We start from the raw sequence: 20,469 nt of genomic DNA, 5'->3' as shown, positions 1-20,469 counted from the left end.
AAAAACCTGCCCCGAATCGCGCTGTCTGATACCTGTAGATATAGGCGTTTGGGGGCGATTTTCCAAGCTTTCCGGGCATTTGACCACAGGCCATGCCAGGTGGCGGCCGCGCGCCCGCCGGCTTTGAAACGAGCGGCTATCCGGCGCGCATCGGCTTCAGAGCCAAACTCCAGCGATGGAGTTCGTCCAGCATTGCGCCCGCGCCGGAAACAGCATGCTCGGACGGCTGGAAAACACCGTCTTCATCGAGGCTCTTCTGGTAGGCCGGCACCGCGACGGCTTCGGGGATCGGCATGATCTTGACCGTGGTGAGCAGCGGCTTCACCGCCTGCACGGAGCGCAGGCCGCCGGACACGCCGCCATAGCTCAAGAACGACGCCGGCTTGTATTGCCACTCGCGCGACAGGTAGTCGACCGCGTTCACGATCGCGGGCGCGGCGTAGTAATTGTATTCCGGGGTCACGAAGACGAAGGCATCGGCAGCGTCGATTGCCTTCGACCAGGCCCTGGTGTGCTCCTTCTCGTATTTGCCGAGCCTCGGATGATGCGGCTCGTCCAGCAGCGGCAGGTCGAAAGCCGCGATATCGGTGACGACCGGCTCGAACTTGTCGTGCTGACGCGCAAATGCCTCCAGCCATTCTGCAAAAACGGGACCGGCGCGACCCGGACGTGTCGAACCGATGATGATGGCGAGGCGATGCTTCAAGGCTGAATCCCTTTTCAATGGCAGTATCTTATGGTGACCGTGAAATAGAGGCCAACAGCCCCACCTTCAAGAAGGCACCTTTGCGTAACCGCACGCCGCCCGCCCTATGGACGCCTTGCCCGCCGCCTCCTACATTCGGCGCTTGAAGGGAGCAGACCATGGACGCAAAACCTGCCCCATTCGTGCCGCCGGCGCCGAAGCCGCGCTCCGTGCCGCCTTCGACGCTGGAGATGATCCGCATTGTCTACAGCAATCCGCTCGAACTGTGGGGAGAGCCTTCCTACAACGAACCGTGGATTTCGGTGACCGGAGTGGGAGGACCGCTGGTGATTGCCAACGATCCGGGCCTGATCCGGCACGTTCTGGTGGACAACGCCAAGAACTACAAGATGGCGGCGGTGCGCCAGAAGATTCTGCGCCCGATTCTGCGCGACGGCCTGCTGACCGCCGAGGGAGAGGTGTGGAAGCGCTCGCGCAAGGCGATGGCGCCGGTGTTCACGCCGCGCAACATCTTCGGCTTTGCGCAGCCGATGCTGAAACGGACGCTGGAATTCGTGGAGCGCTACGAAGACGGCGTGGTCTCCGACATCGCCCACGACATGACCATGCTGACCTACGATATCCTGGCCGAAACGCTGTTTTCGGGCGAGATCGCCGGTGAGAAAGGCACGTTCGCGCAGGATATAGACCGCCTGCTGGAAACCATGGGCCGGGTCGATCCGCTCGACCTTCTGCGCGCGCCCGACTGGATGCCGCGCCTGACCCGCATTCGCGGACGCAAGACCATGGCCTATTTCCGCAAGATCGTCACCGACACGGTGTCGATGCGCGAGGCGCGGCTGAAGCGTGATCCGGGCGGCGCGCCGCAGGACTTTCTGACGCTGCTGTTGCGCGCCGAGGGACAGGACGGGCTGACGCGCGCGGAGATCGAGGACAACATCATCACCTTCATCGGGGCCGGCCACGAAACCACGGCGCGTGCGCTCGGATGGACACTTTATTGCCTGGCCGAAGCGCCGTGGGAGCGCGAGCCGATCGAACGAGAGATCGACGCGGTGCTGGCCAGCGAACCAGATCCGACCAGATGGCTGGACGCCATGCCGCTGACCCGCGCCGCCTTCGACGAGGCGCTCAGGCTCTATCCACCCGCCCCCTCGATCAACCGCGAGCCGATCGAACCGGAGCACTACAAGGATCTGTACATCCCGCCGAAAGCAGCGGTGCTGGTGATGCCGTGGGTCATCCATCGCCACCGCAAGCTGTGGGATAGGCCAGACGCCTTCATGCCCGAGCGCTTCCATCCGGGAAACCGCGAAAAGATCGACCGCTTCCAGTATCTGCCGTTCGGTGCGGGGCCGCGCGTCTGCATCGGCGCAAGCTTCGCCATGCAGGAGGCGATCATCGCGCTTGCCATTTTGTTGTCGCGCTTCCGCTTCGATGCGACCGCCGAGACGAAGCCATGGCCGGTGCAGAAGCTGACGACACAGCCGCAAGGCGGCCTGCCGATGCGGGTGACACGGCGTTGACACGCGAAACCGCGAACACTCGAGCCATGCTGGTGCGCGTCACCGGGCGCGTGCAGGGCGTGAGCTTCCGCTTCTGGACGCAGGGCGAAGCCAAGCGGCTTGGCCTCGACGGCTGGGTGCGCAACGAACCGGACGGCTCAGTCGCGGCACTCATAGCCGGACCGGATGACGCGGTCACGGCAATGCTGGAGCGGTTTTGGCAAGGGCCGCGCGGGGCGGTCGTGGCCGATGTCAGGGCAGAGGCGACGGATAATGCCGTTGCGCAGGGCGGGTTCCGCATCACCGTCTAGCCGGTGATGTTGACCCGGTGCGCTGCGTATTCCTTGACGAAAGGCTTCACTTCGCCCTTCAGCTTGATGGTCAGCGGTTGGCCATAGCGATCCTTGGATTTCGGGGTGGCGACGCGTATCCAGCCCTCGCTGACGCAATATTCGCTGACATCCTGCCGCTCCTTGCCGTTGAAGAGGATGCCGACGCCGCGCTCAAGCGCCTCGGCATTGTAGAACGGGCTGCGCTCGTCGATGCTCATTCTGTCGGGAAGCGTCATCTTCAGTCTCCGGGAGGCCGATGAAAACCACCGGCGGCCCGCCGATAAACGGCTCAGGCGCCGGTTTCAAGCCCGCAACATCGATTTCTCCCGATACAACCGCCTGACGTGCGGCCTCAACTCCTGCCTTGGAAAATATTCTCTACATGGACGGGCCAGCGCCACGGCAGTATCGCGACCATGTCGAAGCGCACCGAGAGCCGGCCGTAGTCCGGCTGGCGTGCAAGCCACAGGTCGGCGGCACCTTCTATGCGGCGCTCGGATTCGAGAGCTATGGCTTCCATGGCCTCGACCAGCGAACGCCGCGCCTTGACCTCGACGATGAGGATCAGGTCGCCGCGCCGGGCGATAAGGTCGATCTCGCCCAGTTTGGTACGATAGCGGCGGGCAAGGATGCGGTAGCCTTTCAGCATCAGCGCCAGCGAGGCCAGCGTTTCACCGTGATGGCCGCGCCGATAGGCCTTGCGGCGCCTGGCCTTTGTGGCGTCAGCCATTCGCTTTCAGTTCCAGCAGGCGGCGATACAAATCCTGCTTGCTGGTCCCGGTCATCTTCGCCGCCTCGGCTGCAGCCTTGGAAGCCGGTAATTCGGCGGCCAGGGACAGAAGCAGGCTGTCGATGTCGGCAGGCGTCCGGTTCTCGGCGTCCGGCGGGCCGACGCAGATGACGATCTCGCCCTTCGGCGTGTCGGCGGCGGCATAGTGATCCGCCAATTCCTGCAGCGATCCCAGCCGCATTTCCTCGAATGCCTTGGTAAGCTCGCGGCCGATGGCAGCCTTGCGGGCGCCGCCCAGCGTTTCGGCCATCGAGACAAGCGTATCAGCCAGCCGGCGCGGCGATTCGAAGAAGATCAGGGTCGCCGGCACGGCGCGCAACTCTTCGAGGCGGGTGCGTTTCTGGCCGGTTTTCACGGGCAGGAAGCCTGCGAACATGAAAGCGTCGGATGGCAGGCCGGAGGCCGTAAGCGCTGCAAGCACCGCAGACGGCCCGGGAATCGGCACGACGCGCAGGCCGCGTTCCAACGCCTCGCCGACCAGCCGGTAGCCGGGATCGGAAACCAGCGGCGTGCCGGCATCGGAAATCAGCGCCACGCTTTGACCGGCGTCCAGCGCCTCGATGAGCCTCGGCCCCGCTTCCGCTGCGTTGTGCTCGTGATAGGCGGTGGTGCGCCGGCGGATGCCGTAGCGGTCGAGCAAGACGCGCGAAACGCGCGTATCCTCGCAAGCGAGAATATCGGCAGCGGCCAGCGTTTCCAGCGCCCGCAGCGTGATGTCGCCCAGATTGCCGATCGGCGTAGCGACCAGATAAAGCGCCGGCTGCAATGGCCGGACCGGGACTTCGGCCGAACCGATCACATAGCTATGTCTTTTCGTCTCGCCGGCCATTTCAAACCCTCGCCAGCCTCTGTTTGGCACGGCTTGGCGCTTGTTGCAAAACCCACAATTTTCCATCCTCACCGCCATGTCTTTGCCACAGTGCGGAACGAAACCGGCGACCATGGATTTAGACATCGATTCCCTATGGAGGACACGATGGACAGCCTGAAAATCCAAGACGCTTTCGAGCCCTACTATGCCGGGCGCAAGCGCTTTGCCGCGGAAAACAACCAATCCGCCGCCAATGGCGACGACAAGCTCAAATGGTTACGGGTCGCGTACAAGAAGCGGCAACAGGCCAAACGTGCCGGCAAAGTGACGGAGCGCTGATCGAACGATGCCTAACCGCTTCGATGTCTTCATGTCCCGGATCGAAACGAAGAGCGCCCGAAACGACGCCCCCCCATCACACCCGATAGGCAACCAGTACAGCGCCAACGGCGATAAGGCCGACGCCAAGCCAGTTCGTGCCGGTCAGGCGTTCTCCGAGAAAGACAACGCCAAACACCGCAACAAGCACAACGCTTAGCTTGTCGATCGGCGCGACCTCAGCGGCCTGCCCCAGTTTCAGCGCGCGGAAGTAGCATAACCATGACGCGCCCGTCGCCAGACCCGACAGCGCCAGAAACGCGTAAGTTTTCGATGAGATCGAAGCGAGCGGCTGAAACTGACCGGTTGCCAAGAGGATCGCTGCGAGAACGGCCAGGATCACAACGGTGCGGATGAAGGTGGCGAAATCGGAATTGACGGTTTCGACGCCGACCTTGGCGAAGATTGCCGTCAGCGCTGCAAAAACGGCGGATAGCACCGCCCAGAATTGCCAACTATCCGATACGTTCATCGCAAACACTCCCCGGATGTCGGCAGCGCGGAAACCGATCTACCGGGCCAGATCGGCCACCAGTGCATCGAGTACGATCATGCCGGAGGGCGTGGCGCGCAAGCGCGAATTGCCGATCGAGGCGACCAGCCCCTCCTCCTGCAGGATCGACAGGCGGGTCGAAGACAGGCCGCGCCCTGACAGGCGCTCGTAGCGGGCCAGATCGATGCCTTCCACAAGGCGCAATCCCATCAAAAGGAATTCGTCGGCCTCTTCCGAACGGTGCAGGACCTCGCCATCGACGATGCCGTGGCCCTTCTGCTCGACAAGACCGGCCCAGGTCTCCGGCATCTTCTCGGCGATGGTGACGATGCGTGTACCACCTTCCACGAAACGGCCATGCGCACCGGGGCCGACGCCGACATATTCGCCATAGCGCCAATAGGTCAGGTTGTGGCGGCTCTCGGCTCCGGGCCGGGCGTGGTTGGAGATTTCGTAGGCCGGCAGACCACATGCGGTCGTGATCTCCTGGGTGAGTGCATAAAGGTCGGCTGCATGATCGGCATCGGGAATCTCGAACTTGTGAGCCTCATGCAGTTTGAAGAAGGGCGTGCCCTCCTCGATGGTAAGCTGGTAGAGCGACAGATGGTCGGCAGCGTAGCCGATCGCTTCCTCCAGTTCCGCCGCCCAGGCATCCAGTCTCTGGCCGGGCCGGGCATAGATGAGGTCGAAAGACAGCCGCGGGAAGATTTCACGCGCCAAGCCGATGGCATGCAAGGCTTCAGCCACATTGTGCAGCCGGCCGAGGAAGCGCAGATCGGTGTCGTTCAGCGCCTGTACGCCAAGCGATACGCGGTTGACGCCGGCGGCGCGATAGCCGCGAAACCGCTCGGCCTCGACCGAGGACGGATTGGCTTCCAGCGTCACCTCGATGCCAGAAGGCACCGTCCAGTTCTTCGCCACCGCTTCCAGTACGGCACCGACCGTTTCCGGTTTCATCAGTGAGGGCGTGCCGCCGCCGAGGAAGATCGAGGTGACTTCGCGCGGGCCGGTACGAGCGCGCATGGTGGCAAGCTCGGTGGCGAAAGCCCTGGCAAAGCGCTCCTGATCCACCGGCTGATGGCGGACATGGCTGTTGAAGTCGCAGTAAGGGCATTTGGCCGCGCAGAAGGGCCAGTGGATGTAGACCCCGAAGCCGGGATTGCGGTCAAGCAGCATGATCAGGCGACGTCCAACCTCGCTCGCGCGAATTTCTGGAAGGCACGAGCGCGGTGCGAAAGCGCCGACGCATCACCCGGCTTCCAGCCGTGCTTCTCCTCGGCCGTCATTTCACCGAACGTCTTGCCGAAGCCATCGGGAAGGAACACGGGATCGTAGCCGAAGCCAAGCTCGCCGCGCGGCGGCCACACAAGCCGGCCTTCCACCTCTCCGCGGTAATACTCGGCCTGCCCATCGGGAAACGCAAGGCAGATGACGGCAACGAAGCGCCCGGTGCGTTGGCCCGTTTCTTTCGCGCCGACTTCCTGCATCGCCACTTCGGTGCGCTGCATGGCCATGCCGAAATCGCGCCTGCCATCCGGCAATTCCGCCCAGTTGGCGGTATAGACGCCCGGCGCGCCATCCAGCGCGTCGACGCACAGACCGGAATCGTCGGAGAGCGCCGGCAGGCCAATGGCGCTGGCGGCGGCAAAGGCCTTGATGTAGGCGTTCTCCTCGAAGGTGGTGCCGGTTTCGTCCGGCTCGGGCAAGCCATAGTCCTTGGCCGATTTCGCCTCGAAACCGAACGGGCCCATAAGATCGGCGAATTCGCGCAGCTTGCCGGCATTGTGGCTGGCAATAACGATCTTTTTCCCGTCGAGAGAATGCATCACAGGTTCCAGATTTTCGGTTCGGCGAATTCCAGAGAATTGCCGGACGGATCGCGAAAGTAGATGGAGCGGCCACCGGACGGCCAGTGGAAGTCGGCTTCGATTTCCACCTGGCTTTCCTTCAGATGCGCGCACCAGCGCTCGATTTCATCGGCATGGGCGGCAAAGCACAGATGGCCTTGGCCGGTTGTACCGTGCGGCGGTACAGGCAGACGCGCGCCAGCAGTCGGCGGCACTTTCGTCGCCTCGGCGTTGAACAGCAGGACCACACCGGTCCCGCAGCGGAAGAAGACGTGCCTGCCCTCGACCCTGGCAATGCGCTCAAGACCAAGGACGGCGCCATAGAAGGCTTCCGCCGCGTCGAGGTCGGTGACGTAGAGGGCCGATTCGAGGATGGACGCAGGCTGCATCTTCTTTCCGTCGGTGACCTTACGCCACCGCCATCTGCTGCAGGCTGACGAGGCGCGCAATGCCCTTCTTGGCCAGCCCCATGAGTTCGGCGAACTGCGCTTCCGAAAACGGCTCGCCTTCCGCCGTGCCCTGGATTTCGACGATGCCGCCCTTGCCGGTCATGACGAAATTGGCGTCGGTGCCGGCCGACGAATCCTCCAGATAGTCGAGATCGATGACCGGTTGGCCATCATGGATGCCGCAGGAAATGGCGGCGACGTGATCCTTCAGCACACGCTGGATGCTTGCCATCTGGCGCGCTTCCATCCAGCGCAGGCAGTCGTAAAGAGCAACCCAGCCGCCGGTGATGGAGGCGGTGCGGGTGCCGCCATCGGCCTGCAGCACATCGCAATCGACGGTGATCTGCTGTTCGCCCAACGCCTGCAGATCGACGACGGCGCGCAGCGAGCGGCCAATGAGGCGCTGGATTTCCAGCGTACGGCCGCCCTGCTTGCCGGCGGATGCTTCGCGGCGCATGCGATCGCCGGTGGAACGCGGCAGCATGCCATATTCCGCCGTCACCCAGCCCTTGCCCGAATTGCGCATCCAGCCCGGAACTCGCTCTTCAAGGCTGGCGGTGCACAACACATGCGTGTCGCCGAACTTGACCAGGCAAGAGCCTTCGGCGTGCTTCGAGACGCCGCGTTCGAAGGAGATGGCGCGCATTTCGTCGGGCTGGCGTTTGGAGGGGCGCATTCGGGCCTCTTTCTGGTGATTGTCAGGGATATCTGGCGGGCTTGTAGCCTCATGGAGAGCAGGGCGCAAAGGAAAATGCCCCGGCTTGCACTCGCCCGACCCAAGTCTATATCCTTGGACCCGGAGGCTACGGTAAGGAAGCTGGAGATGACGAAGCCAATTGCCGATCCGACCCTGCATTCGCCAGCGTTCCAATCGCTGGACGTACGTTCACGCGATATTTTCCGGCGCATTGTCGAGTCCTATCTCAAGGACGGCGAGCCGGTCGGCTCACGCAGCCTGTCGCGCATCCTGCCTTCGTCGCTGTCGCCGGCAACGATCCGCAACGTGATGAGCGATCTGGAGCACCTTGGCCTCGTCTATGCGCCTCATATTTCCGCCGGCCGCCTGCCGACGCAGGCGGGCCTGCGATTCTTCGTCGATGCCTTCATGGAGCTTGGCGACCTTTCCGACGAGGAACGCCGCAGCATCGAGGCCCAGATCAAGGCCTCCGGCAGCGAAGCCTCGCTGGAGCACATGCTGACGGAAGCCAGCCAGATGTTGTCGGGCGTTTCGCGCGGCGCCGGACTGGTCCTGGCCGCGAAGAACGAGACAGCGCTGAAGCACATAGAGTTCATCCAACTCGAGCCGACCAAGGCGCTGACCGTGCTGGTGTCGCAGAATGGCGACGTCGAAAACCGGGTCATCGAACTGCCGGCCGGCGTCACCGTCTCGCAATTGCACGAGGCCTCGAACTTCCTCAACGCCCATATCCGTGGCCGCACTCTGGTTGAAGTGCGCACCGAGATTACCCGGATCAAAGACGAGACACGGGCGGCGCTCGATTCGCTGTCGCAGGATCTGGTGGAAAAGGGTCTTGCCCTGTGGGCCGGCTCGGAAACCGGACTGCCGGCGCGCCTGATCGTGCGCGGCAGGGCCAACCTTTTGGAAAACGTCACCGCGCAAGCCGATCTCGACCTGCTCAAACACCTGTTCGACGACCTCGAAACCCAGGACGGGCTGATCCAACTGCTCGACATGGCGGAACAGGGGCCGGGCGTGCGCATCTTCATCGGCTCGGAAAACAAGCTGTTTTCTCTGTCCGGATCGTCGCTGGTGGTGGCTCCCTATCGCGACAAGGACGCACGTGTGGTGGGCGCGCTCGGCGTGATCGGCCCGACGCGCCTCAACTATGCCCGTATCGTGCCGATGGTCGACTATACAGCGCAGCTTATTTCGCGTCTGCTACGCTGATCACTGCCCCCGGTCTTGAGCGGTACCACCGCGATGCCGACCAAGGAGACAAAAATGGCACTGGAAGAGATCAAGGCCAGGATCAGCCTGCTGTTGGAGCAGATGGTCAACCAGCCCGAGGATCGGCGCGAAACGCAGGAACAGTTGCGGGAAAAGCTGAGGGAACTGCGCGCCATGGGCATGCCGCTGCCGGCCGACCTGGTCGAATTGGAACGACGCCTCGACGAGGAATTCAGCGGCGGCGAGGCCTGATCCTCAATCAATGCCGTTCACATCGACGTGTGATGCGGAACGGCGTTCGCTCTCCTACGTTTCGCCATCACTGATGGAGGAACGATTGAAGCTTGCGGCCGCACTAGCCCTCCCCTTGTTGTTGCTGGCGACACCGGCTTTTGCCCAGCAGCAAACCGGCAGCGCCCTCAAAGGCGAGGCCGCCTTTGGCGATTGGCATGCCGACAGACCGGGCGTAAGGCGGCATATCACGCCCGACGACCTGCAAGTTCCCTTTGCAACGGAATCGGTCTCGAACGGCGCCGACCGGGCCTTGATGCCAGCGGACGCCAAGCCGCAACTGCCTCCCGGCTTTGCGGCGGAACTGATCGCATCGGGCATCCGAAATCCGCGCACCGTGCGGGTGGCGCCCAACGGCGACATCTTCGTGGCGGATTCGCGCGCCAACCGGATCAGGGTCTACCGTCTCGGCAACGGCAGCGCCGAACCGGTCGAGCAGGCGATCTTTGCTAGGGAACTCAACCAACCCTACGGCATTGCCTTCCATCCTGCCGAGAAGCCCGCATGGATCTACGTCGCCAATTCAGACAGCGTGGTGCGCTTCCCTTACAATGCGGGCGACCTCGAAGCTTCCGCCGAACCTGAAGTGGTGGTGCAGCGTCTGCCGAGCGGTGGCCACTGGACCCGAGACCTCGCCTTTTCCCCTGACGGCACTACGCTTTACGTATCGGTCGGCTCCGCCTCGAATGTGGCTGAAAGCGCCGGACGGCAACCCGCTGGCGGCGTCGAGGCATGGGCAGAGCAGCAACCGCTGGGCGCGGCCTGGGGCAGTGAGGAGAACCGGGCCGCGGTGCTTGCCTTCGACGCGGACGGCGGCAACGGTCGCATCCTCGCCACAGGTCTGCGTAACTGCTCTGGCATGAGCGTCCAACCGGCGACCGGCGCGCTGTGGTGCGCCGTCAACGAGCGCGACGGGCTCGGCGACAACGTGCCTTTCGATTTTGCGACAAGCGTGAAGGACGGCGCTTTCTACGGCTGGCCCTGGTACTATATCGGCAATCACGAGGACCCCCGCCATACGGGCGCCCGCCGCGATCTTGCCGATCACGTGACGGTGCCGGACGTTTTGTTCCAGGCCCATTCGGCGCCGCTCGGCATCTCGTTCTACGAGGGCGCGCAATTTCCGCCAGACTTCAAGGGCGACGCCTTCGTGACGCTGCACGGCTCATGGAACCGCGGCATCCGCACCGGCTACAAGGTCGTGCGGCTGATCTTCGAGAACGGCAAGCCGACGGGCGAATACGAGGATTTCATGACCGGATTCGTCATCTCCGACGCTCAGGCATGGGGCCGGCCTGTCGGCGTCGCGGTCGCCAAGGACGGCTCGCTGATCGTCAGCGAAGACGGCAGCGGCACCATCTGGCGTGTTACCTACAAGGGCAACACGCCGTAAGCAGAAAATATCAAGGCCAGGATTTCGCGCGTCCCGCGCTGCCCATCACGCTGCGTCGTGGAAATATTTGGCCGTCGGCAGGATGGTCAAGGGCGCGAGTTCGCCCTTGCGCGGCTTCGCAAACAGCATGCGCCGCTCGGCCGCAGCGGAATGGAAGAACGGAAAGCGCCGCAGGATCCAGTTGCGGTTGGCAGCGACATTGGCGTCATAGAGCATGACGGGCACGGTGAAAGGCGGATAGGGGCGCGGCTCTCCCACCTGAATCGCTCCGAAAACCCTGCGGTAGAAGGCCGTATGCTCCTCGCGGATGACGCCGATGCAGGCAGTTGCGTCGAAGTGCACGCTGGCCAGCAGACCCAGCCGTAACGTCACATAAGGCAGGGCCTTGTAGGAAGCGACGAGTTCTGGATCGGCGGCAAGAAGCGTGGGGTTGATGAAGCTTTCGCCGCGATCCAGGCGGGGCTTCAGCACGTCGCCGAACGTGGTCATGGCCGGCGCATAGGGCTCTTCCGGGCTCAGATGGTGAATACGGACCGTGCAAACCAGATTGTCGTCGATGAACACGCCGAACTTGTAGCTGTTCGAGGTTTCGTCGAAGTCGTCCGACATTTTCTGTTCGCGCGTTTCGGGAAGAAAGCCGTTGAGGTAATAGGCCTTGTACCGAAGGCGATATATCGCCTCAAGATCTTCCCCGCTCTCGCACCTTCTATATTCAATGTGTTCGAGTAAATCCGATATATTTCTAGAAAAAGAAGATATCTTTGTAGGCCCAGAGTACACATCTTGAACCCGTACTACATCCTCGGTCGCCGTAGCCGACATGTCATCCCCTCTCTGTCCACCGCGCTTTTCAAGCTAGCCGATGGTGGAGCTTCGTAAAAAGGGAAAATTAGCCTCAAGTCATTTACATTATGTTAAGGTTAACAATCGTCCGGTGATCCGTGGAATGCTGCAGCCCCGAAAAAGAGGGATCAGCTAGGCAGGCAAATGGCCCTGGTTTTCGGCTGAAGGGTTCGGCGCGAAAGCCGGTCAAAGCCGTCTCGGCAATCGCCGGACTCGTTCGACTGGCCGGCAATAGCAGCCGGATCGCCTGACGTCAGTTGATTGCGCGTTGGCTCGCGGATCGCAACTCGCGGGCGAAAGGCCAGACCGTCGTCGACATGGTTTCGATGCCTGTCGCGGTCAGAGCCGAGCCGAACAGGAAGCCCTGCACGAGGTCCGGATGGATCGATTGCATCAGGACTTTCAGCTGCTCGAAGTTTTCGACACCCTCGATGGTGACCGTCAGCCCCAGAGTACGCGTCAAATCGACAATGCCCTTGAGCAGGACCAAAGAACTCGATTCAGACGTCAGATCGGCAAGGAACGAGCGGTCGATCTTGACCTTGTCGAGCGGCAGTTTGTGCAGATAGCTGAGACTGGAGTAGCCGGTGCCGAAATCGTCGAGCGCGATGCGCACACCGAGTGCCTTCAGTTCCTGAATGAGTTCGCGGGTGGCGGATTTGTCGTCGAGCAGCGCGGTTTCAGTAACCTCGACCTCCAGCCGATGCGGGGCAAGGCCGGAACCGACCAGCGCATCGCGCACCTTGTGGATGACATTGCGGTTGCGGAAATCGCGCGCCGACAGATTGACCGACACGTTGGTGTGTTCCGGCCACTTGGCGCATTCCGCACAAGCCGCATTGAGAACGAAAGTGCTGATCTCGGATATGATGCCCATTTCCTCGGCCAGCGGAATGAAGACGCTGGGCGAAATCGGGCCGAGTTCCGGGTGATCCCAGCGGCAGAGCGCCTCGCAGCCGGCAATGCGCATGGTGGTCATGGCGACGATCGGCTGGTAGACGACGCGCAAGCTGGCGGCTTCCACCGCACTGCGCAGATCGGCTTTCATCATCTGCCGGTTGCGGAAGGCGGCATCCATGGCGGACTCGAACATGCGCCAGCCGTTCTTGCCCAGTTCCTTGGCCTTGTAGAGGGCTAGATCCGCCTTGACGATCATCTCGTCGATATCGCTGCTTTCCACGCGCGCCATCACCGCGCCTGCACTGGCCTGGATGCGCAGGACGTGGCCGGCAACGTCGACCTCGCCTTGCAGGCTGGCGAAGATGTCGTCGAGCAGGCTCGCAAGATCGCTCTCGCTCTCGATGCGGTCGAAGAAGATCATGAATTCGTCGCCGCCGAAGCGGCTGACCTTGATGCCGGGTGCGGAAAAGGCAGTAAGCCGTTCGGCGATCGCGTAGATCAACCCGTCGCCAACGGGATGGCCCAGCGTATCGTTGACGCTCTTGAAGTCGTCGAGGTCGATGGCGGCAAGGGCGCAATAGCGTTCCTTGTTGCCCGACGACATGCATTCCTCGGCCAGTTCGTGGAAATAGGCGCGATTGATGAGTCCGGTCAGGCTGTCATAGCGCGCCATGAAGCGGATACGCTCTTCGGCCTCCACGCGGGCGGTGACATCCTCGAAGGTGATGACACCGAGTTCCAGGCTGCCTTCCCGCGCCGAGAATTCATAGTGCTGCCCGTTCGAAAAGCCGACAAGGACCTTGCGGTCCCTGCCCTCGCGCAAGGCCCTGGTCAGTTGCGCTTCTACATATTGACAGTCCTTCACCGTCAGCATGCCGCCGGCCACGCCGCGCATGAGCAAGGAATGAACCGTTCGCCCCAGCAACAGATCCGGTGATTTCAGGGACATCAGGTGGGCCGCCTCGGCGTTGGCAACCACCACGCTCCCGTCGGGGCCGAGCATGATGAGGCCGTGCGACATGGTGTTCAGCGCGCGGTTGAAACGCTGGGCCAGGCGCGTTGCCTTCTTCTCCTGGCTGATGGCGGCGAAGAGCACCGTACGCACGATCCGCGCCATCGTGTTGATGGTGAAGATGAAGGGGACGATGAACAGGCCGAGGATGAAATTGTAGAAATCACCCTTCAGCATCAGGCCGGCGGCAATCGGCGCAATGACGGAAACGGTCAGGATGACCACCATCTTGCGCGAGCCGAAATTCCTGCCTGCGATGGTGATGGCGCTCGCCAGCACCATGGATATGGCGGCTATCTCGCCAAACAGATCGGGCGCGATATAGAGGCTGGTGAAGGCGAAAAAGCCGACCACCGAACCATGGATGGTCCCGGCGATCAGGTAGTAGCGCTCCCATTCCAGTGCGGACTGGTAGGTATCGATGGTTTCAGGCCGCACCCTTTGAATGGCGTAATATCTGCCCAGAGTAACGACCACCATCAGGATCGTGAGCACGAGGTAGATGGTGGCAGACGTCTTCCAGTAGACCAGACTGCCGATGACTGCCTGAGAAAACGCCGCAACGAACAGAAGGCTCGCGTTGTCAAACAACGAGCGAACGAAGCCCAGATATACGTCCTCAGATATGTCGTCGGGTTTGTCTACGTTCATGGCCTACGCCGCCGCACGAAACGCAGTCATGCCACGATCCGCCTTAAAAAACCTTTAGAGACACGGCCTTCAAGGGTTTCTGATCGGCACGAAACGCACCAAAACTCAACAATCTTCGCTTCAGGTAAACAAGAAGTATCGATCATTCTGCAGCCTGAAGTTGCGGCTGGACGAGTTGTCCCTCGAGCCTGGCGACAAGGCGAGCCCTCTCACCTGCAGCCCTTTCGATGGACGCATGCTTGACGTGGCCATAACCGCGGATGAGAGCCGGCACCGAGACAAGGGCTGCGGCGGCTTCAAGACGGCCGGGCTCCAGCCGGCTCACGACAGTGTCCATATCCTTCTCGTAATCCGCCAACAATTGCTGCTCAAGCCGCCGCTCGGCCGTATAGCCAAACGCGTCGAACATGGTGCCGCGCAAGCCTTTCAGGGCAGCCAGGAGCCGAAACCCGGTCATCATCCAGGGGCCAAAACTGGATTTGCGTGGGCGGCCCTCAGCGTCGCGCCGGCCGAGGATCGGCGGTGCCAGATGGAATTCCAGCCGGTCGTAGCTGCCGAACTGGCTGGCCAGTTGGCGGGCGAAGGAGCTGTCCGTATAAAGGCGCGCGACTTCGTATTCGTCCTTGACCGCCATCAGCTTGAACAGGTTGCGGGCCACGGCTTCCGTCACCATCGTGGAACCCGGCGCGGTTTTCGTTTCGGCAGCACGCACAGCCGCAACCCTGTCGGCGTAACGGCTAGCATAGGCGGCGTTCTGATAGGCAGTGAGGAATTCGACTCGGCGCGCGATGACCTCATCCAGCGTTTGGGCCGCCGACTGTTCAGACCGCGCCTTGCCCTTGCTTTCAACCAGATCGCGCACGAAGGCGGGATCGTGAGCCGCCCGGCGTCCCCAGCGGAACGCGGCGACATTCATGGCGACAGCCTCGCCGTTGAGTTCTATCGCCTTCTCGACCGCTTCCGCAGACAGCGGCAGGCCGCCATGCTGGAAGGCGAAGCCGAGCATGAACATGTTGGCACCGAGAGAATTGCCGAACAGCACGGTGGCGGTGCTGGTCGCATCGACCAAGTGCGTCTTGTCGTCGCCGGCTGCCGACCGGATGGCTTTCTTCAGCCGCTCGACCGGCAGGAAGAAATCCGCCGAACGGGTGAAATCGCCCGGCATGATCTCGGCGGTGTTGGCGAGGAAAAGCGTGTGGCCCTCACGCACCGAGGCCAGCACCTTTTTTGCGCCCGAGACGACGAGGTCGCAGCCGAGGACCAGATCGGCCTTGCCGGCGGAGACGCGGATGGCATGGATGTCAGCCGGGCCGGGCGCGATGCGGACATGGGTGAACACGGCACCGCCCTTCTGGGCAAGGCCGGCCATGTCGATCATGCCGCAACCCTTGCCCTCCAGATGCGCGGCCATGCCGAGAATGGCGCCGATGGTGACGACGCCGGTGCCGCCGACACCGTCAATGACCGCCGCCCAGCCGTCTCGACCCAGCGGGAAAGGTGAGGGCTCTGGCACGCCCTCCAGCGGGTCGGCAGCTCCGGCAAGCCCTGCCGCCTTCTTGATCTTCGCGCCATGAACGGTGACGAAGGACGGGCAGAAGCCGTCGACGCAGGAGAAATCCTTGTTGCAGGAGGATTGATCGATGCGGCGCTTGCGTCCGAACTCGGTCTCGACCGGCTGCACGGAGACGCAGTTGGAGGCGACGCCGCAATCGCCGCAACCTTCGCAGACCAGTTCGTTGATGAAGATGCGCTTGTCGGGGTCGGGGAACGCGCCGCGCTTGCGGCGGCGGCGTTTCTCGGCGGCGCAGGTCTGGTCGTAGAGCAGGACCGAGACGCCTTTCACTTCGCGCAGATCGCGCTGGACCCGGTCCAGTTCCTCGCGATGATGGATGGTCGTGCCTGAAGGGAATTCGGTGCGGCCGGCATATTTGTCCGGCTCGTCGGTGACCACCGCAATGCGCTCGACGCCTTCGGCACGCACCTGCCTTGCGATGGCATCGACGGTCAGGCCGCCGTCATGCGGCTGCCCCCCGGTCATGGCGACGGCATCGTTGTAGAGGATCTTGTAGGTGATGTTGACGCCGCTCGAACGGGCAAAGCGGACGGCCAGCGCGCCCGAGTGATTGTAGGTGCCGTCGCCGAGATTCTGGAAAATATGGTCGCGCGTGGAGAACGGCGCCTGGCCGACCCATTGCGCGCCCTCGCCGCCCATCTGCGTGAAGCCGACCGTGGAGCGGTCCATCCACAATGCCATGAAGTGGCAGCCGATGCCGGCAGCGGCGAGCGAGCCTTCCGGCACCTTGGTCGAGGAATTGTGCGGGCAGCCCGAGCAGAAATAAGGCGTGCGCGAACCGACATCCTTGGTATCGGCCAACATCGCCTGGAACTGGCGCAGATTGGCGACCCGCGCCGCAATCTCTTCCGACGGCCCGATCGTCATGAGGATGCGTTCGCCCAGCGCAATGGCGATGTCGTTGGGGTCGAGCGCGCCCTTGGCCGGGAACAGCCAGTCGCCGCGCTCGTCCTTCTTGCCGACGATCCTCGGCTGGATGGCGCTGCCGTAGAGGCCTTCGCGCAGTTGCACCTCGATCAGCGAACGCTTTTCCTCAACCACGACAACCGTGTCGAGGCCGCGCGCGAAATCGGCGATGTGCTCGAAATCGAGCGGCCAGGGACAGCCGACCTTGAACAGCCTGATACCAATGCGGTTGGCGGCTGCCTCGTCGATGCCAATATCTTCCAGCGCCTGGCGCACGTCGAGATAGCTCTTGCCGACGGTGACGATGCCGAGCTTCGGCTGCCGGCCGCCGGAATAGACGATGCGGTTCAATTTGTTGGCGCGGATGAAAGCGGCGGCAGCGGCGCGCTTGTGCTCGAACAGGCGCTCCTCCTGGCCGAGCATGTTGATTTCGTGGCGGATGCCGAGACCCCCCGGCGGCATGTCGAATTCGGGAATGACGATGCCGAGATGACCGAGCGAGGCATCGACCGACGCCGTCGATTCGATATTGTCCTTGACGCATTTGATCGCCGCCCAGGTGCCGGCAAAGCGCGACAGGGCAAAGCCGTAAAGGCCGTAGTCGATCAGTTCCTGCACGCCGGCGGGATTGAACACCGGGATCATGGCGTCGACGAAGGCGAACTCGGTGGCATGGGCGTTGGTGGACGATTCGGCCATGTGGTCGTCGCCCATCAGGGCCAGCACGCCGCCATTTTTCGAAGTGCCGGCAAGGTTGGCGTGACGGAACACGTCGCCGGTGCGGTCGACGCCCGGCCCTTTGCCGTACCAGACCGAAAAGACGCCGTCATACTTGCCTTCGCCAAGCAGTTCCGTCTGCTGCGCGCCCCAGCAGGCGGTGGCGGCGAGTTCTTCATTGAGGCCTGGCTGGAAGACGATGCCGGAGCCGGCAAGCTGGCTCTTCGCCTTCCACAATTGCTGGTCGAGGCCGCCCAGCGGCGAGCCGCGATACCCCGAAATGAAGCCTGCCGTGTTCAGGCCGGCCATGCGGTCGCGCTCGCGCTGCATGAGCAGCATGCGAACCACAGCCTGCGCGCCGGAGAGGAAGACGCGCTCCTTGGCAAGGTCGAATTTGTCGTCGAGCGCGACGGCATGCAGCGTCATCAGGTTTCACCTCTGCGGAGGCTGCCGCGAAGCAGACCAACGTCGAGAACGGATGTCGCAGTCTTTCGCCCCAAACCCAAGAGGTCAAACGAAATCGGTGCATAAGGCCAACGACGGCGGGCGCCGTCGGGCGATCAGCTTGCCGCCGGACAGGTCACGCCGCGTCCGCCCGGCAACTTGCCGTCAGGATGACCGGCAAGCTCGGGATTCGGCTTGTAGCCGGGTCCGACGACCAGCTTGCGGTCCGGCAGCATGTCCTGGTTCTGCGCCGAAACCATGGTCGTGTCGATCTGCTGCAACAGGCCGCCATCGGTGTACTCTATGCGGATGGCGACGTTGTAGGGCTTGTCCTTGACAACGCATTCCAGCGGCGGACTTTCGACGGTGACCTTGGCCTGGCCGGGGAAAAGCTTCTGGCTGAAGACGAGGGGAGCGCCACCTGCGGGGTTGTCCATGGTCGTCACGACTACTTGCCCTTCGCCGATGGGCTTGAGCGGTTTCAGCGTCACCAGATAGGTCAGCGTCGCCTCGCGATAGTTGAACACGACGAGCCGCCCGGAAATCTCGAACAAGGCGTCCTTGCCGGTGTCGCGGCAAGCCCCAAGGGCGACGGCGGCAGCGAACATTGCCGCCACGAGGATCATGCGCACGAACCCGCTATGCATTGCCGACCTCCCCTGATGTGCCGGCGCTGCGGCTTGCGACCTTGCGATGGTAGTGGCGGCTTGCCTTGCGGCGGTTGCCGCAGACGGCCATGTCGCACCACAGGCGGCTAGCGTTGCGGCTCTTGTCGAGGAACAGCCAATTGCAGTTGGGACAGATCCGCAGCCTCGTACGGCTTTCGCCTGAGAGCAGCGACAGCGCCGAAACGGCAAGTGCCGCCTCGAAAGCAATCGGCGTTGCGGGATCTCCGAAAGGCCTGCCCGGCTGGCCGGTTGTTTCCGTCTTGCCGTGCAGCCCTGCCGCACAGGCCACGAGAAAAGCGGCGAGGTCGTCGGCCGCCATTGCGCCGCTCAGTGCCGCGTCCCTAAACAGTCGATCGGTGGCTTCCCGAATCGACAGCACGGTCGTCGCGATTTCGCGAGGCCTGGGTGCCGACAGTCTCCGGCCGCCCAGTTCCCCAGCCCTGAAACCGCTCGCTGCCTCGGCGAAGCGCGCGATCTCGTCAGGGTCGTCGAACCTGTCGAATGTCCTGTCGGTATGGCCGCGCAGCACCACCGTGTTGGCGGTATCCAGCGCCAGCACGCCGCCGGCAAACCGATGCTTGATCCAGGAAACCGTCATGAAGACATAATCTAACTGGTAAAAGATATTTGACAAGTTAGATTCTGTGCATCAAGACTATTGCCGAGGCGTCTGGCGCGAAAGCTTTCGCATGCTCTACTTGCTCCAGCAGGTGTTGAACGGGCTGCATTCGGGTGCGCTCTACGCCTTGCTGGCCTTCGGCTACGCGCTGACCAACGGTGTCCTGCATCGCACCAACCTTGCCTATGGCGGCCTGTTCGCTTTCAGCGGCCAAACGATGATCCTCGTTTCGGTGTTCGGCTGGAACGTACTGTGGTTGACCCTGCCGGCAACGGTCGCGCTCGGCATTGCGGTGGCAATCGCCTACACCGCCCTGGTCAGCACCATCCTGGCGTCCGGCGTGTTCCAGCCGCTCGCCAACGCCTCGCCAAACGCCATCGTTACCGCCACGCTCGGCGTCCTTCTGGCGCTCACCGAATTCAGCCGCATCGCCGCCGACACGCACGACTTCTGGCTGCCGCCGATGCTGGCCATACCGGTGGTGTTCGCGCGGTCGGGCGGCTTCGAGGTGACGATGACAGTCATCCAACTCGCGAATTGCCTCATCGCGGCAGCCGCGCTGGGCTTCGGCGGTCTTGTGCTTGCCCGCTCCGGTCTCGGCAGGACCTGGCGTGCCGTTTGCGACGATCCGCACGCGGCCGCGTTGTGCGGCATCGATACCAGGACTGTTTTTCGCCGTTCCGTGGTCGCGGGCGGATTGTACGCTGCGCTCGCCGGGGTCATGGCCGGCCTCTACTATGGGAATATCGGTTTCGGCGCCGGCCTCATCTACGGTCTGAAGATCCTGTTCGTCACGGCGGTCGGCGGATACCTGTCGCCGTTTCGGGCAGCTCTTGGCGCAGCCGCCTTTGGATTGGGGGAATCGCTCTGGGCCGGCTATTTCCCCACCGAATGGCGCGACGCCTGGATGCTGGCGCTGCTGGCCGCCATGCTGGTGCTTGTGGGTGCCGGGCGCGACACGGTCAAAGCCGCCTGAAGCAGGTCGGAACACGACACGCGAAACTCGAGAGCCTAAAGCACGTCACATGAATTCGTTCGACAGGACGTGCTTCAGCCTGTCAGACTTTCGTTGGAGTGACGCGCGAAAGCCCTGATTTTCCGCTGCTTTCTTCATTTCGGACAGCCGGCACGCCGAAATTCACAAGTTGACGGGCCAAGCCAGCATCCTGCATATCGTTGGTCCAAAAGAGCGCCTGACGCTCGGCGGAACACGGGACTGTTGTCCAAGGGAG

Annotated in this window: 21 protein-coding genes; 7 read left to right on the top strand and 14 right to left on the bottom strand. The window is 62.7% G+C overall.

The window, feature by feature from the left end:
• Positions 1 to 136: 136 nt before the first annotated feature.
• Positions 137 to 706 carry an NADPH-dependent FMN reductase gene (locus ASD64_RS08970; protein ID WP_056103891.1) on the bottom strand — a complete coding sequence of 190 codons (570 nt, stop codon included), beginning with the start codon at positions 704 to 706 and terminating at the stop codon, positions 137 to 139.
• A gap of 158 nt (positions 707 to 864) precedes the next feature.
• Between ASD64_RS08970 and ASD64_RS08965 the strand changes: the two genes are divergently transcribed.
• Both ASD64_RS08965 and ASD64_RS08960 read left to right on the top strand, forming a co-directional pair.
• On the top strand, positions 865 to 2,232 hold the full coding sequence (locus ASD64_RS08965) for a cytochrome P450 (protein ID WP_056103888.1): 1,368 nt from the start codon (positions 865 to 867) through the stop codon (positions 2,230 to 2,232).
• Positions 2,229 to 2,522, top strand: coding sequence for an acylphosphatase (locus ASD64_RS08960; protein WP_274533356.1), 294 nt, complete (start codon positions 2,229 to 2,231; stop codon positions 2,520 to 2,522). Before ASD64_RS08965 ends, ASD64_RS08960 begins: the two co-directional genes overlap by 4 nt.
• Here the strand turns inward: ASD64_RS08960 and ASD64_RS08955 are convergent.
• The 3 genes from ASD64_RS08955 to rsmI form a co-directional block, all read right to left on the bottom strand.
• The gene (locus ASD64_RS08955; RefSeq protein ID WP_056103882.1) at positions 2,519 to 2,779 is read right to left on the bottom strand and encodes a DUF3297 family protein; all 261 of its coding nucleotides are present in this window, start codon (positions 2,777 to 2,779) and stop codon (positions 2,519 to 2,521) included. The genes ASD64_RS08960 and ASD64_RS08955 overlap by 4 nt on opposite strands.
• A 116-nt stretch (positions 2,780 to 2,895) precedes the next feature.
• Complete coding sequence (locus ASD64_RS08950) at positions 2,896 to 3,273, bottom strand: YraN family protein (RefSeq protein WP_056103879.1); 378 nt, start codon at positions 3,271 to 3,273, stop codon at positions 2,896 to 2,898.
• The gene (gene rsmI / locus ASD64_RS08945) at positions 3,266 to 4,162 is read right to left on the bottom strand and encodes a 16S rRNA (cytidine(1402)-2'-O)-methyltransferase (protein WP_056103876.1); all 897 of its coding nucleotides are present in this window, start codon (positions 4,160 to 4,162) and stop codon (positions 3,266 to 3,268) included. The genes ASD64_RS08950 and rsmI overlap by 8 nt, the downstream gene beginning before the upstream one ends.
• Before the next feature lie 147 nt (positions 4,163 to 4,309).
• Here rsmI and ASD64_RS08940 point away from each other — a divergent pair, with 147 nt between their 5' ends.
• On the top strand, positions 4,310 to 4,483 hold the full coding sequence (locus tag ASD64_RS08940; RefSeq protein WP_156460083.1) for a hypothetical protein: 174 nt from the start codon (positions 4,310 to 4,312) through the stop codon (positions 4,481 to 4,483).
• Positions 4,484 to 4,559: 76 nt separating this feature from the next.
• Here ASD64_RS08940 and ASD64_RS08935 read toward each other — a convergent pair whose 3' ends face one another.
• The 5 genes from ASD64_RS08935 to rph are packed head-to-tail and all read right to left on the bottom strand — an operon-like array spanning position 4,560 to position 7,987.
• Positions 4,560 to 4,994: an EamA family transporter gene (locus ASD64_RS08935; protein WP_056103869.1), complete on the bottom strand. Its 435-nt coding sequence runs from the start codon at positions 4,992 to 4,994 to the stop codon at positions 4,560 to 4,562.
• A gap of 39 nt (positions 4,995 to 5,033) precedes the next feature.
• The gene (hemW, locus tag ASD64_RS08930; RefSeq protein ID WP_056103866.1) at positions 5,034 to 6,191 is read right to left on the bottom strand and encodes a radical SAM family heme chaperone HemW; all 1,158 of its coding nucleotides are present in this window, start codon (positions 6,189 to 6,191) and stop codon (positions 5,034 to 5,036) included.
• Positions 6,192 to 6,193: 2 nt separating this feature from the next.
• Positions 6,194 to 6,841, bottom strand: a complete 648-nt coding sequence (gene rdgB / locus ASD64_RS08925; protein ID WP_056103863.1) for an RdgB/HAM1 family non-canonical purine NTP pyrophosphatase — start codon at positions 6,839 to 6,841, stop codon at positions 6,194 to 6,196.
• Positions 6,841 to 7,251 carry a VOC family protein gene (locus ASD64_RS08920; RefSeq protein ID WP_056103860.1) on the bottom strand — a complete coding sequence of 137 codons (411 nt, stop codon included), beginning with the start codon at positions 7,249 to 7,251 and terminating at the stop codon, positions 6,841 to 6,843. Before ASD64_RS08920 ends, rdgB begins: the two co-directional genes overlap by 1 nt.
• 19 nt (positions 7,252 to 7,270) lie before the next feature.
• The gene (gene rph, locus ASD64_RS08915) at positions 7,271 to 7,987 is read right to left on the bottom strand and encodes a ribonuclease PH (protein ID WP_056103858.1); all 717 of its coding nucleotides are present in this window, start codon (positions 7,985 to 7,987) and stop codon (positions 7,271 to 7,273) included.
• A 147-nt stretch (positions 7,988 to 8,134) separates the two neighbouring features.
• On the opposite strand from rph, the gene hrcA reads away from it, so the two are divergent.
• The 3 genes from hrcA to ASD64_RS08900 all read left to right on the top strand — a co-directional run bounded on the left by hrcA (position 8,135) and on the right by ASD64_RS08900 (position 10,904).
• Complete coding sequence (gene hrcA / locus ASD64_RS08910) at positions 8,135 to 9,220, top strand: heat-inducible transcriptional repressor HrcA (protein ID WP_056103855.1); 1,086 nt, start codon at positions 8,135 to 8,137, stop codon at positions 9,218 to 9,220.
• Positions 9,221 to 9,274: 54 nt separating this feature from the next.
• A complete protein-coding gene (locus tag ASD64_RS08905) occupies positions 9,275 to 9,472 on the top strand; it encodes a hypothetical protein (RefSeq protein ID WP_056104973.1) in 198 nt (65 codons plus the stop codon).
• Positions 9,473 to 9,545: 73 nt separating this feature from the next.
• Entirely contained in the window at positions 9,546 to 10,904 is a 1,359-nt protein-coding gene (locus ASD64_RS08900) for a PQQ-dependent sugar dehydrogenase (RefSeq protein ID WP_056104971.1), read from the top strand.
• 45 nt (positions 10,905 to 10,949) lie between these two features.
• Here ASD64_RS08900 and ASD64_RS08895 read toward each other — a convergent pair whose 3' ends face one another.
• From ASD64_RS08895 to ASD64_RS08875, 5 genes are all read right to left on the bottom strand, one after another.
• A complete protein-coding gene (locus ASD64_RS08895; protein WP_082549923.1) occupies positions 10,950 to 11,684 on the bottom strand; it encodes an N-acyl amino acid synthase FeeM domain-containing protein in 735 nt (244 codons plus the stop codon).
• 316 nt (positions 11,685 to 12,000) lie between these two features.
• Positions 12,001 to 14,310 carry a putative bifunctional diguanylate cyclase/phosphodiesterase gene (locus tag ASD64_RS08890; protein ID WP_056103850.1) on the bottom strand — a complete coding sequence of 770 codons (2,310 nt, stop codon included), beginning with the start codon at positions 14,308 to 14,310 and terminating at the stop codon, positions 12,001 to 12,003.
• A gap of 142 nt (positions 14,311 to 14,452) precedes the next feature.
• Entirely contained in the window at positions 14,453 to 17,932 is a 3,480-nt protein-coding gene (locus tag ASD64_RS08885; protein ID WP_056103847.1) for an indolepyruvate ferredoxin oxidoreductase family protein, read from the bottom strand.
• 134 nt (positions 17,933 to 18,066) lie between these two features.
• The gene (locus ASD64_RS08880) at positions 18,067 to 18,597 is read right to left on the bottom strand and encodes a hypothetical protein (RefSeq protein WP_056103844.1); all 531 of its coding nucleotides are present in this window, start codon (positions 18,595 to 18,597) and stop codon (positions 18,067 to 18,069) included.
• Complete coding sequence (locus ASD64_RS08875) at positions 18,590 to 19,216, bottom strand: CGNR zinc finger domain-containing protein (RefSeq protein WP_056103840.1); 627 nt, start codon at positions 19,214 to 19,216, stop codon at positions 18,590 to 18,592. The genes ASD64_RS08880 and ASD64_RS08875 overlap by 8 nt, the downstream gene beginning before the upstream one ends.
• A gap of 91 nt (positions 19,217 to 19,307) precedes the next feature.
• Here ASD64_RS08875 and ASD64_RS08870 point away from each other — a divergent pair, with 91 nt between their 5' ends.
• On the top strand, positions 19,308 to 20,213 hold the full coding sequence (locus ASD64_RS08870; protein WP_056103836.1) for a branched-chain amino acid ABC transporter permease: 906 nt from the start codon (positions 19,308 to 19,310) through the stop codon (positions 20,211 to 20,213).
• Positions 20,214 to 20,469 lie beyond the last annotated feature (256 nt).

It is taken from the genome of Mesorhizobium sp. Root157, assembly GCF_001427385.1.
In the GTDB taxonomy this organism is placed as follows: Bacteria; Pseudomonadota; Alphaproteobacteria; order Rhizobiales; family Rhizobiaceae; genus Mesorhizobium.
The sequence above is the reverse complement of the archived record's forward strand: the minus strand, read 5'-3'. Positions and strand labels throughout refer to the sequence as shown.